10 protein-coding genes are annotated in these 12,300 nt (G+C 72.5%); 5 read left to right on the top strand and 5 right to left on the bottom strand.

What is annotated here, in order from left to right; all coding sequences use genetic code 11:
• Positions 1-34: 34 nt before the first annotated feature.
• The 4 genes from ABZW17_RS02295 to ABZW17_RS02280 all read left to right on the top strand — a co-directional run bounded on the left by ABZW17_RS02295 (position 35) and on the right by ABZW17_RS02280 (position 3,793).
• Positions 35-1,321 (top strand): MFS transporter, encoded by a 1,287-nt coding sequence (locus ABZW17_RS02295; RefSeq protein ID WP_354808795.1) that lies wholly within the window; start codon positions 35-37, stop codon positions 1,319-1,321.
• A gap of 70 nt (positions 1,322-1,391) precedes the next feature.
• Complete coding sequence (gene argS, locus ABZW17_RS02290; protein WP_354808793.1) at positions 1,392-3,113, top strand: arginine--tRNA ligase; 1,722 nt, start codon at positions 1,392-1,394, stop codon at positions 3,111-3,113.
• A gap of 12 nt (positions 3,114-3,125) precedes the next feature.
• The gene (locus tag ABZW17_RS02285) at positions 3,126-3,512 is read left to right on the top strand and encodes a PPOX class F420-dependent oxidoreductase (protein ID WP_354808791.1); all 387 of its coding nucleotides are present in this window, start codon (positions 3,126-3,128) and stop codon (positions 3,510-3,512) included.
• Positions 3,509-3,793: an antibiotic biosynthesis monooxygenase family protein gene (locus ABZW17_RS02280; protein ID WP_354808789.1), complete on the top strand. Its 285-nt coding sequence runs from the start codon at positions 3,509-3,511 to the stop codon at positions 3,791-3,793. The genes ABZW17_RS02285 and ABZW17_RS02280 overlap by 4 nt, the downstream gene beginning before the upstream one ends.
• A 4-nt stretch (positions 3,794-3,797) precedes the next feature.
• On the opposite strand, the gene proB is transcribed toward ABZW17_RS02280, so the two are convergent.
• The 5 genes from proB to ABZW17_RS02255 form a co-directional block, all read right to left on the bottom strand.
• On the bottom strand, positions 3,798-4,907 hold the full coding sequence (proB, locus tag ABZW17_RS02275; RefSeq protein WP_354808787.1) for a glutamate 5-kinase: 1,110 nt from the start codon (positions 4,905-4,907) through the stop codon (positions 3,798-3,800).
• On the bottom strand, positions 4,904-6,361 hold the full coding sequence (gene obgE, locus ABZW17_RS02270; RefSeq protein WP_354808785.1) for a GTPase ObgE: 1,458 nt from the start codon (positions 6,359-6,361) through the stop codon (positions 4,904-4,906). The genes proB and obgE overlap by 4 nt, the downstream gene beginning before the upstream one ends.
• Positions 6,362-6,468: 107 nt before the next feature.
• On the bottom strand, positions 6,469-6,729 hold the full coding sequence (gene rpmA, locus ABZW17_RS02265; protein WP_093951316.1) for a 50S ribosomal protein L27: 261 nt from the start codon (positions 6,727-6,729) through the stop codon (positions 6,469-6,471).
• A 40-nt stretch (positions 6,730-6,769) separates the two neighbouring features.
• Complete coding sequence (gene rplU / locus ABZW17_RS02260) at positions 6,770-7,084, bottom strand: 50S ribosomal protein L21 (RefSeq protein WP_003067132.1); 315 nt, start codon at positions 7,082-7,084, stop codon at positions 6,770-6,772.
• A gap of 165 nt (positions 7,085-7,249) precedes the next feature.
• Positions 7,250-10,333, bottom strand: a complete 3,084-nt coding sequence (locus ABZW17_RS02255; RefSeq protein WP_354808783.1) for a translation initiation factor IF-2 N-terminal domain-containing protein — start codon at positions 10,331-10,333, stop codon at positions 7,250-7,252.
• A 541-nt stretch (positions 10,334-10,874) separates the two neighbouring features.
• Here ABZW17_RS02255 and ABZW17_RS02250 point away from each other — a divergent pair.
• A complete protein-coding gene (locus ABZW17_RS02250; RefSeq protein ID WP_354808781.1) occupies positions 10,875-12,293 on the top strand; it encodes a S8 family serine peptidase in 1,419 nt (472 codons plus the stop codon).
• Positions 12,294-12,300 lie beyond the last annotated feature (7 nt).

Below are 12,300 nucleotides of genomic sequence, written 5' to 3'. Positions count from 1 at the left end.
TCCCGTTCCACCTTCGGGTGACGTGGAGGCCGCCATGACCGAATCCGCCGTCGAGGTGTCGCAGCGCCACCGGCTGCCCGTGCGCAAGCTGTTCGCGGCGAGCGCCGGGAACGCGCTGGAGTGGTTCGACTGGACGATCTACGCGACGTTCAGCATCTACTTCGCCAGTGCGTTCTTCCCCTCCGGGAACGACACCCTCGCGCTGATCAACACCTTCGCGACCTACGCGCTGGCGTTCTTCTTCCGGCCGCTCGGCGGCGTCCTGCTCGGGCGCTTCGCCGACACGCGCGGCCGGAAGCCCGCGATGATCCTCACCATCCTGCTCATGGCGGGCGGGTCGGTGGCGATCGGGCTGCTGCCGACGTTCGCCCAGGTCGGCTGGTTGGCGCCGGGCCTGCTGCTGCTCGCGCGCGTCGCGCAGGGGCTGTCGCTCGGCGGGGAGGTGTCGAACGCGTCGGCCTACCTGGGCGAGATCGCGCCGCCGGCGCGGCGTGGCCGGTACTCGGCGTTCTTCTACATCTCGACCGGGTCGGCGGTGCTCGTCGCGACCGTGCTCGGCTTCGTGCTGGCCCGGACGCTGGACAAGGCCCAGCTCGCGTCGTGGGGCTGGCGGCTGCCGTTCCTGCTCGGTGGCGTCTTCGGCCTGGTCGGGCTGTGGTTGCGCCGCAGCATCGCCGAGACCGAGCTGTTCGAGCAGACCAAGACCAAGGCGCGCAAGATCGAACGGCCGTTGCTGACCACGCTGACCCACCACCCGAAGGCCGTCGGCCGGCTCGTCGGTTTCACGATGCTGTCGACCCTCTGCTACTACACCTTCTTCAGTGCGCTCACGTCGTTCGCGGTGAAGAACCGGCACGCCGACGCCGACGCCGTCTTCCTCGCCCTGTCGATCGGGACGGCGTTGTTCATCGCCCTGCAGTACCCGCTCGGGGCGCTGTCCGACCGGTTCGGCCGCAAACCGCAGCTGCTCGTCTGGTCCGGGGCGACCGCGGTCGCCGTCGTGCCGCTGTCCACGTTGATCGGCCCCGGCGTCGGCGGGCTGCTCGTGGTGTTCTGCGTCGGGCTCGGCCTGTACACGGCGATGACGTCGATCGCGCCGGCCATCATGAGCGAGCTGTTCCCCACCGAACTGCGCGGGCTGGGCATCGGGGCCTGGTACAACCTGACCGTCGCGATCTTCGGTGGCACCGCTCCCCTGCTCATCACCCTGTTCGGCGCCGTGTCGCCGACGCTCTACTTCTGGTACGTCGCCGCGGGCGCCGCGATCGCGTTCGCGGTGATCCTCACGCTGCCGGAGACCAAGGGCAGCGAGCTGCGGTAAACCCTTCGTCGTCGGCCGGTCACGCTCGCTACGCTGCGGGCTTCCGTGACCGAGCCGAAGGAGGGACACCGTGCAGACCGCCGACGTTACCGAGGAGCTGGCGCGCCGAGTGGTGGCCGCCGCCGGCCGGGCCCTCGATGTCACCTTGACGCCGGAGCAGGCGCTGGTCCAGGCGTCGCCGCGGGACGGCGTCGACTACCAGGCCAACCTCGCGATGAGCCTGGGCAAGCAGCTCGGCCGTCCGCCGCGGGAGGTGGCCGGGCTGATCGCGGGCGCACTGGAGCTCGACGGAATCGCCGAGCCGCCGGAAATCGCCGGGCCGGGCTTCCTGAACTTCGTGCTGCGCACGGAATGGCTGGCCGCCCGCGCGGGCGCGCTGCTCGCCGATCCGCGTCTCGGCGTGCCGGAAACCTCGGCGCCCCGGCGGATCGCGCTCGACTACAGCAGCCCGAACGTGGCGAAGGAAATGCACGTCGGGCACCTGCGCTCGTCCGTGATCGGCGACGCGCTCGCCCGCCTGCTGCGGTTCGCCGGGCACGAAGTGCTGCCGCACAACCACCTCGGCGACTGGGGCACGCCGTTCGGCATGCTCATCGAGCACCTCCTCGACGTCTCCGCCGGGCAACGCGCGATCGCCGACCTCGACGCCTTCTACCGCGAAGCGCGGCAGAAATTCGACAGTGACGAAGCGTTCGCGACGCGGGCGCGCACCCGCGTCGTCAAGCTGCAGAGCGGGGACGAAGACACTCTGGCCGTCTGGCAGGAGCTCGTCGACGAGTCGACCCGGCACTTCAACGCGGTCTACGCGCTGCTCGGGATTTCCCTGACGGACCAGGACATCTACGGCGAGAGCTTCTACAACCCGTCCCTCGCCGCGGTCGTCGACGACCTCGATGAGGCCGGGCTGACCGAACTCAGCGACGGCGCGGTCTGCGTGTTCCCCGAGGGGTTCCGGAACCGCGAAGGCGACCGGCTGCCGCTGATCGTCCGCAAGCGCGACGGCGGTTACGGGTACGCCGCCACGGATCTGGCGACCGTCCGGTACTGGACGTCGGAGCGCGGCGCGACCGACCTGCTCTACGTCGTCGGGACGCCCCAGGCGCAGCACTTCGCGATGGTGTTCGCCGCCTGCCGCGCGGCCGGCTGGCTGACCGGGCACGCCGAGCACATCGGCTTCGGCACGGTGCTGGGCGCGGACGGCAAGGCCATGCGGACCCGGGCCGGCGAGACCGTCAAGCTGGCCGACCTGCTGACCGAAGCCGTGACGCAGGCCGCCGCGGTCGTCGCCGAGCGCAGTGAGCTCGACGCCGCGGGCCAGGCCGAGGTCGCCCGGGCCGTGGGCATCGGCGCGGTCAAGTACGCGGACCTGTCCGGCGACCGCGAACGCGACTACGTCTTCGCGTGGGACCGGATGCTGGCCAAGGAGGGCAACACGTCGGTGTACCTCCAGTACGCGCACGCGCGGACGCGGTCAATCCTGCGGAAGGCAGGCGGTCTGCCCGAGGGCGACGACGTCGTGCTCGAAGCGCCGGCGGAACGAGCGTTGGCCGTGAAGCTGCTTCGGTTCGGCGAAGCGCTGAAGGCGGCGACAGGCGGCTACGCGCCGCACAAGCTGTGTACGTACCTGTACGAGACCGCGGTCGCGTTCTCGCGGTTCTTCGAGGAATGCCCCGTGCTGAAGGCGTCTTCGCCTTCACTGCGCGCGTCGCGCCTGAGGTTGACTACGCTGACGTCGAACACGCTTGCGCTCGGGCTTTCCCTCCTCGGCATCGAAGCGCCCGACCGGCTCTAGCGGGAGATCACCGTGGAACTGCCCGACGACCTGCTCGCGCTGCTGCGCGGGCCCAGCCTCTGCTTCCTCTCGACGGTGATGCCGGACGGCTCGCCGCAGCTCACCCAGACCTGGGTGGACACCGACGGCACGCACATCCTCGTCAACACCGTGCTGGGCCACCAGAAGCAGCGCAACATCGCGCGCGACCCGCGGGTGGCGCTCAACGTCGCCGACCGCGACCGGCCGTCGCGCTACTACGCGGTCCGCGGGCGGGTCGTCGACACGACCGAGGACGGCGCGGTCGAGCACATCGAGGAGCTTTCGCGGCGCTACCTCGGCGGCCCGTACCCGTGGTGGGGCGGACGCGACCAGACGCGCCTGCTGCTCACGATCAAAGCCGACCGGATCACGTCGTGATCATCGTCGCCGGCTGGCTCGCCGTCGCTCCCGAGGAGCGCGCCGCCTACCTGGACGGGTGCGCGGAAGCCGTCCGCCTCGCGCGGGAGGCGCCCGGCTGCCTGGAGTACGCCTTGGGCGCCGACCTGCTCGACTCCGGCCGGATCACCGTGTACGAGCGCTGGGAGTCCGATGCGGACCTCGAGCGTTTCCGCGGGTCCGGGCCGTCGGACGAGCAGGCTGCGCAAATCCTCGACGCGTCGGTGGCGCGCTACCGGATTTCGGCGGTCGAGGCACCCTGAGCGGCTAGCGGCGGAGGGGGACGAGGTCGTCGGCGTGGACTACCTCGCGGCGTTGCTCGGCCGGGAGCTCGGGGGTCGAGCGGCCGATCAGGTCCGGGAGCTCTGTTGCGTCGAAGGCCACCACGCCGCGGGCCACCGGGCGGTCGCGGGCGTCGACCAGGTCGACCACGTCGCCGGCCTGGAAGTCGCCCTCCACGCCGGTGATGCCCGCGGCCAGAAGCGACCGGCGGCGGCGGACCACCGCTGTCACCGCGCCGTCGTCGAGGCGGAGTTTGCCCGTCGTGTCCGCCGCGTAGCCCAGCCAGAACCGGCGGGCCGACAACCTCGTGTCCGCCGGGGCGAAGGCCGTGCCCGGGGAGGCCGACGTCAGCGCCGCCGAGGCCTCCGATGCCGCGGCCAGGAGGACCGGGATGCCCGCGCCCGCCGCGGTGCGGGCCGCCGCCAGTTTGGACACCATGCCGCCCGTGCCCAAGCCGGAGCTGGACATGCCGACCGAGATTCCGTCCACATCGGACTCCGAAAGCACTTCGGTCAGCTTGCGGGTGGCGCCGTTGCGCGGATCGCCGTCGTACAGGCCGTCCACATCGGACAGCAGGATCAGCGCGTCGGCGCCGATCAGGTGGGCCACCAGGGCCGCCAGGCGGTCGTTGTCGCCGAAGCGGATTTCCTCGGTCGCCACCGTGTCGTTCTCGTTGACCACCGGGACCGCACCCAGCGCCAGCAGGCGCGAAAACGTCCGCTGCGCGTTGCGGTAGTGCGACCGGCGGACGACGTCGTCGGAGGTCAGCAGCACCTGGCCGACCGTCAGCGAGTACCGGCCGAACGACTCGGCGTACGCGTGCGCCAGCTGCAGCTGCCCCACACTCGCCGCCGCCTGCTGGGTCGCCAGGTCACGCGGGCGCTTGCCCAGCGAGAGCGGGGCCAGCCCGGCCCCGATCGCGCCCGAGGACACCAGCACGATCTGGGTTTCCCGGGCGACGCGCTCGGCGATCGCGTCGACCAGCGCGTTCAGCCGGGCCGCGTCGAGCCCGCTGCCCGCGGTCGTCAGCGCCGACGAGCCGACCTTGACCACCAGCCGGCGCGCGGCCGCGATCGCCTCGCGGGTGCCGCTCACGCGTCGAGGTCCAGTTCGTCGTCGTCCTCGCCGCTGCCGTCGCGGCGGATCCGGCGGGCTTCCTTGCGCTCGGTGGCGCCGACCCGGTCCGTGCGCTCGAGCCGGACGTCGGTGCCGCGCCCGGACAGGTGAACCGCAACCGAAGGCGTCGACGGCTCCCACTCGAACTGGACGTCGCCGACCGTGACCGGGCTGCCCGGCCTCGCGCCGAGCTTCGCCAGCTGGTCCTCGACGCCGAGGCGGTTGAGGCGGTCGGCGAGGTAGCCGACGGCCTCGTCGTTGCTGAAGTCGGTCTGGCGGATCCACCGCTCCGGGCGGGCGCCGCGCACGATGAACGCGCCCTCTTCCTCCGGGTCGACCTCGACGGTGAACCCGGAGTCGTCGACGGCCAGCGGCCGCAGGACGATCTTCTCCGGCTCCAGCACCGGCTGCGCCTCGCGGTACTTCTCGACGACCGCGGCCAGGGCGAAGGTCAGCTCCCGCAGGCCCTTGCGGGACGCCGTCGAGATTTCGAAGACCTGGAGACCGCGGGCCTCGAAGTCCGGGCGGACGAACTCGGCAAGCTCGGCCGCCTCCGGCACGTCGATCTTGTTGAGCACGACCACGCGCGGCCGTTCTTCGAGCTTCCCGCCGAGGCTCGGCGTGTACTTGGCGAGCTCCGCCTCCAGAGCGTCCACATCGGACAGCGGATCGCGGCCCGGCTCCAGCGTCGCGCAGTCGACGACGTGCACCAGCACCGCGCAGCGCTCGATGTGGCGCAGGAAGTCGAGGCCGAGGCCCTTGCCCTCGGACGCGCCGGGGATGAGACCGGGCACGTCGGCCATGGTGAACACCGTGTCGCCGCCGGTGATGACGCCGAGGTTCGGCACCAGCGTGGTGAACGGGTAGTCGGCGATCTTCGGCTTGGCCGCGGACAGCACCGAGATCAGCGACGACTTGCCGGCGGACGGGAACCCGAGCAGGCCGACGTCGGCGACCGACCGCAGCTCCAGCGTCAGGTCACGGCTTTCGCCCGGCTCGCCCAGCAGCGCGAACCCGGGCGCCTTGCGGGCCTTCGACGCGAGCGAGGCGTTACCGAGCCCGCCGCGGCCGCCCTGGGCGGCGACGAACGTGGTGCCCGGACCGATCAGGTCGGCGACCATCTCGCCGTCGTCGGTGAACACGACGGTGCCGGACGGCACCTTCATCACCAGCGTCTCCCCCGCCGCACCGGCGCGGTTGCCGCCCTGGCCCATCTTGCCGTTGCCGGCCTTGGCGTGCGGGCGGAAGTGGAAGTCGAGCAGGGTGTGCACGTTCGGGTCGACGACCAGCAGGACGTCGCCGCCGTTGCCGCCGTTGCCGCCGTCCGGGCCGCCGAGGGGCTTGAACTTCTCGCGGTGCACCGAGGCACAGCCGTTGCCCCCGTCACCGGCGGTCAGGTGGATGACCGCGCGGTCCACGAACCGGGACGCCATGACTCTGCCTCACTTCACTCACGGAAAAGGGTTCGAACAAAACAAACGAGGGGTGGCACCGGATATTCCGGCCCCACCCCTCGTCAGAGGTCTAGACAGAAGCCGAATCAGGCTTCCGACGGCACGACGATGTTGACCGTCTTGCGGCCGCGCTTCTCGCCGAACTGGACCGCACCGGCGGCCAGGGCGAACAGCGTGTCGTCGCCGCCACGGCCGACGTTGACGCCGGGGTGGAACTTGGTGCCGCGCTGGCGGATCAGGATCTCGCCGGCGTTGACTTCCTGGCCGCCGTAGCGCTTGACGCCGAGGCGCTGCGCGTTCGAGTCACGACCGTTGCGGGAGCTGGATGCACCCTTCTTGTGAGCCATAGCTCAGTCCTCTTTCTAAAACGAAGATCCGGAGAAGTTCTTACAGCGAGATGGCGGTGACCTCGACGCGGGTCAGCTTCTGCCGGTGACCCTGACGCTTGTGGTAGCCCGTCTTGTTCTTGAACTTGTGGATCCGGATCTTCGGACCCTTGGTCTGCTCGACGACCTTGCCGGTGACCGAGACCTTCGCCAGCGCGTCGGCGTCCGTGGTGACATCGCCACCGTCGACGTACAAAACGGCGGGGAGGATGTGCTCGGTGCCCGGCTCGCCCTCGAGCTTCTCGACCTCGACGACGTCGCCGACGGCCACCTTGTACTGCTTGCCGCCGGTCTTGACGATCGCGTACGCCGACACGGAAGTCTCCTGCATTACTCGACAATGGGTGGGGGCTCTGCGCGACCGGCCCACCTGGTGGAACGGGCGGTCCTGGACTCGCGCAGGCGACCTGCTCTGGTGGCAGGCCGTACTACAGGTTACGTGGGGTGCCCCGGTGCGTTACCACCGGGGTCCCCTAGTCGTTCACTGGCTCTGGTCGGAGGCGTGCACCGGCGGGCCCGCGGGCCGCGACGCCGCCCGGCGCGGACGGCGCCGGGTGGAGCGCACGGCCGGTTCGGGCACGCTGATCTCGGGCTCGGCGACCGGCTCGACGGCCTCCGAAGCGGCCACGGACGCCGTGACCGGCTCCTCGGCCGGTTCCGGCGCCGGGGACCGCTCGACCTCGGGCTCCGCCTCCGGCGGCACCGGCGCCTCGTCCGCCTCGGTGGTCACCGGGGTGCCGGCGACCTCCTGGGCGGGCTCGGCGGGCGGCTCGGCCGCCACCGGCGTCTCGTCCGCCTCCGTGGTCGCCGGGACGTCCGCGACCTCCCGGGCGGGCCCGTTGCCGTTCAGCGCGCCGTGGTCGTGGTCCTTGGCGGCCTTCGACGCGTTCGCCATCGCCGCCACCGCCGACGCGATCGACTCGCGCTGCTCCGGCGTCGGGACGGCGTGCACCTCGGCCTTGGCGGCTTCGGCCGGCTCCTTCGCGGCCTCCTCGCCCTTGCCGCGGCCTCGCGACCGGCGGGAGCTCTTCTCCCCGCCGCCGCCGTTGCCGCCGTTGGCGTTGCCGCCGTGGTTGTGCCCGCCGCCGCCGCCCGCGCGCTGCGGCTCGGTCGAGACGACCACGCCCCGGCCCTTGCAGTGCTCGCATGGCGTCGAGAACGCCTCCAGCAGGCCGGTGCCGATCTTCTTGCGGGTCATCTGCACCAGGCCGAGCGAGGTGACCTCGGCGACCTGGTGGCGCGTGCGGTCGCGGCCGAGGCACTCGGTCAGGCGGCGCAGCACCAGCTCGCGGTTGGACTCGAGCACCATGTCGATGAAGTCGATCACGATGATGCCGCCGATGTCCCGCAGCCGGAGCTGGCGGACGATCTCCTCCGCCGACTCCAGGTTGTTGCGGGTCACCGTCTCCTCGAGGTTGCCACCCGATCCGGTGAACTTGCCGGTGTTGACGTCGATCACCGTCATCGCCTCGGTGCGGTCGATGACCAGGTAACCACCCGAAGGCAGCCAGACCTTGCGGTCGAGGGCCTTGGTGATCTGCTCGTCGATCCGGTGGTCGGCGAACGCGTCGCCGGTGCCGGTGTAGCGCTTGAGCCGGTCGGTCAGCTCCGGCGCGACGTGGCTGACGTAGCCGTTGATGGTCTCCCAGGACCGGTTGCCCTGGATCTCCAGCTTGGTGAAGTCCTCGGTGAAGAGGTCACGCACGACCTTGACCAGCAGGTCCGGCTCTTCGTAGAGCATGGTCGGCGCGCCGCCCTTCTTGCCGGAACCGGCGGCGGCCTTCTCCTTGATGACGTCCCACTGCGCCTTCAGGCGGTCGACGTCGCGGCCCAGCTCCTCCTCGCCGATGCCCTCGGAGGCGGTGCGGATGATGACACCCGCGTCCTCCGGGACGATCCGCTTGAGGATGTCCTTGAGCCGGCGGCGCTCGTTCTCCGGCAGCTTGCGGGAGATGCCGGTGGCGCCGCCCGCGGGGACGTACACCAGGAAGCGGCCGGGCAGCGAGATCTGCGTGGTCAGCCGGGCGCCCTTGTGCCCGACCGGGTCCTTCGTGACCTGGACCAGCACGGAGTCGCCGGTGGACAGCGCCTGCTCGATCTTGCGGGCCTTGCCCTCCAGGCCGGCGGCGTCCCAGTCGACCTCGCCGGCGTAGAGCACGGCGTTGCGGCCGCGGCCGATGTCGATGAACGCGGCCTCCATGCTCGGCAGCACGTTCTGGACGCGGCCGAGGTAGACGTTGCCGACGATCGAGCCGGAGCCCGACTGGGTCACGAAGTGCTCGACCAGGACGCCGTCCTCGAGCACCGCGATCTGGGTCGAGTCGCCGTGCTCGACGACGACCATCGTGCGCTCGACCGACTCGCGCCGGGCCAGGAACTCGGCCTCGGACAGGATCGGGGCGCGGCGACGGCCCGCCTCGCGGCCGTCGCGGCGGCGCTGGCGCTTGGCCTCGAGCCGGGTGGAGCCGCGGACGCTGCGCACCTCGTCGCGCGCCGGGCGCTCGGGCTGCTCGGCCTTCGCCTGGCGGACGTGGGTGACGGTGTTGGGCGGGTCGTCGGTGCTCTCGGCGTCGTCGCCGTCCGAGCCCTTGCGGCGGCGACGGCGGCGACGACGGCGGCTGCCGCCTTCGCCCTCGTCGGCGTCACTTTCGGACTCCGAAGCCGACTCGACCGCGTCCTCGGACTCTTCGGTGTCCGCTTCGGGCTTTTCGTCCCCGCCGCTGCGGCTCTTGCGGCGCGGCTGCGGCTGCGGCTCCTCGGCCTGGTCGTCCTCGTTCTCGGCGGCGTCGTCGCCGCCTTCGGCGCCCTTGCCCCGGCCACGGCCGCGACGGCCCCGGCGGCGGCGACGGCGGCTGCCGCCGTCCTCGTCGTCGTCGGCCCCGGCGTCGACGGCCGACGTGGTGTCTTCTTCGGTCTCTTCCTCGGCCACCTCGGGCTCGGGGCGCGCCGGCGGCTCCGCGAACGGGTCGGCCGGCTTGCGGGCCGGCTTGGCCGCGCGTTCCGCCGGCTCCGGCGGCAGGAAGACCGGCGACGGCGCGGCGAACACCGGCAGGTGCGCGCGGGTCTTCTGGCGCGGCCGCGGCTTCTCGGCCTCGGGCGCCTGCTCGGTGGCTTCGCCGGCGGCGGCCTGCTGGGCGAAGGGCTGGCCGGCAGTGCCCCGGCCGGCGCGCTGCCGGGCGGGCGCGCGTCCGGCGCTGTCCTGGCCGGCACTGTCCTGGCCGGCACTGACCTGGCCGGTGGTGTCCTGGCCGGTGGTGTCCTGAGTGGCCGGCCGGTCCTGACCGGCCTGGTCCGGAGCGGTCGCGACCGGCTCGGCGGGCTGCTCGCTCTCGGCGGGCGCGAACGCCTCGGCGACCTTGAGCGCCACTTCCCTGGTCACGCTCGACTGCGCGCTGCGGACGCTTTCGCCCAGCTCCGTCAGCTTCGCGAGGACGTCCCGGCTGTGCGACTCGAGCAGCTTGGCCAGCGCGTGCACCCGGATCCGGGCGGGCAGGTCGGCCAGGCCGCTCGCGGGTGTGGCGGGATTCCCGCCGGCGTGCTCGGCGGGTGTTTCCGCGTTCGACATGTGTCTCCTCCGCCCCCGGGCGCGTCTGCCGGTTCGCACCGGCAGGGACGCGGCCGCGCAGGGGCCCCTTTCTGATCGTTGCCGCCGTGGTGGTCACCAGCGGCGGGAATCCTTTCCCGACGACCGGGCGCCGCCCACCACCGCTTCCGGTGGCGCGCGACCCGGTCAAAGGTCTGCTCGGCGGCGTGCATAAGGCACTCGCGGCCCCCGGGCCGCCCGCCACGTCGTCCAGCCGCCCGGTTCGCGGGCGGCGACGCGCGTCGCGGGAGTCCACGCACTTCACCGGGCCACAACGCCGCAGGCAGCACCTCTCACGTGCGCCCCGCGGCCCAGCGGCCACCCCGAGTATCCCACACCGGGTGACCGCTCCGGTGTACTCGGTACCCCCGCCCACGCCGCCGGGCGCGCCGCGAGCCCCACCGGCCGGGGGAACTTGGCCGCAGCGCTTGTCCACCGGGCACGGGGTGGCTACCGTGCGGCTCGGGGTGACCGGGATCTCGCGCGCCGGCACCCGCGGTTCCTGCATCCGGTGGGAGGTCCGGTGTCCCTGCTGGCGCGGCCGCTGCGGGCGGCCGTGTGCACTGTCCTGGTGCTTTCGGGGTGCGTCACCGCCGGTCCCGCGGCGGCCGCCGAGCCCGCCTGCGCCCACGGCCGGGTCCTGCGGTACGTCGTCACCTTCGACCGCGGCACCGCCGAGCCCGCGGCCCGTTCGGAGGTCGCCGCCGCCTGCGGCGCGACCACCGTCTACTACCCGCAGATCGCCGTGGCGGTCGCCACATCCGGCGACCCGGGCTTCGGCGGGCGGATCGGCCTCGACCGGGCGTTCAGCGCCCAGGGCGAGCGGCTCGCCGCGCAGCGCGCCACCGAAGTCAAGCCGCAGCCGGTGCGCGCGACACTGCCGGCGACGGATCCGGCGAAGGTGCCCACCGCGGACCTGAGCGGGCAGCAGTGGGACATGGCGATGATCAACGCCCACCGCGGGGCGGGCGGCCGCCGGGACGTCGTGGTCGGCGTCCTCGACTCCGGCATCGACCCGGACCACCCCGACCTGGCCGACGCCCTCGACCGCGACGACTCGGCCGGCTGCCTGACCGGCGCCCCGGACCGGTCACCGGCGGCCTGGGCGCCGACGACGTCGGTGCACGGCACGCACGTGGCCGGGATCATCGCCGCGGCCGACGACGGCCGCGGCGTGACGGGTGTGGCGCCCGGGGTCAGCGTGGCGTCGGTGAAGGTGATCGACGACCGCGGCTACGCCGATCCCGAAGCCGCGGTGTGCGGTCTGATGTGGGCTGCGTCACGGCACATGCGGCTGACGAACAGCAGCTTCTTCGTCAACCCGTGGACGCTCTCGTGCATCCGCGGCAACGACCGCGGCGTCGTCCACGAGGTGCTGGCACGAGCGGTCGAGTACAGCACGTCGGCGGGCACGCTGAACGTCGCGGCGGCGACCAACGAAGCGGTCGACCTGACCCCGTCGGCGCGATCCGGCTCACCCGGGGCGGCCAGCGGCTGCGAGGCCCTGCCGGCCGGGCTCCGGGACGTCGTCGCGGTGTCCGCCGTCGGCGCCGACCGGGTGAAGACGGGCTACAGCTCGTACGGACTGGGCGTGATCGACATCACGGCGCCGGGCGGCGAGGCGGGTGAGTGCGTGCTCTCGACGGTGCCGGGCGGGTACGCGCCGCTGTGCGGGACGTCGATGGCCGCGCCGCACGTGACCGGGGTGCTGGCGCTGCTGGCGTCCGCCGCGGAACGGGCCGGCCCCCGCCAGCTGCGGCGCACGCTCGACGCGCAGGCGATGCCGATGCCGTGTCCGGCCGACTACGACCTGACCGGCGACGGGCTGCAGGATGCGTACTGCGCCGGGTACGAGGGTTACAACGGGTTCTACGGGCACGGGATGGTCAACGCGCCGGCGGCCGCCGTGGCACCGGGCGCACGGCCGGACCCGGCGCGCTGACCCGCCG

It is taken from the genome of Amycolatopsis sp. NPDC004625 (genome assembly GCF_040609695.1).
In the GTDB taxonomy this organism is placed as follows: Bacteria; Actinomycetota; Actinomycetes; order Mycobacteriales; family Pseudonocardiaceae; genus Amycolatopsis.
This window is presented reverse-complemented; position numbering and strand designations above follow the sequence as displayed.

Excerpts from the sequence above, each read along its gene's own strand:
- obgE (WP_354808785.1), bottom strand. The coding sequence starts at position 6,361 with ATGGCGTCCCGGTTCGTGGACCGCGCGGTCATCCACCTGACCGCCGGT.
- ABZW17_RS02255 (WP_354808783.1), bottom strand. The coding sequence starts at position 10,333 with ATGTCGAACGCGGAAACACCCGCCGAGCACGCCGGCGGGAATCCCGCC.
- rpmA (WP_093951316.1), bottom strand. The coding sequence starts at position 6,729 with ATGGCTCACAAGAAGGGTGCATCCAGCTCCCGCAACGGTCGTGACTCG.
- ABZW17_RS02295 (WP_354808795.1), top strand. The coding sequence starts at position 35 with ATGACCGAATCCGCCGTCGAGGTGTCGCAGCGCCACCGGCTGCCCGTG.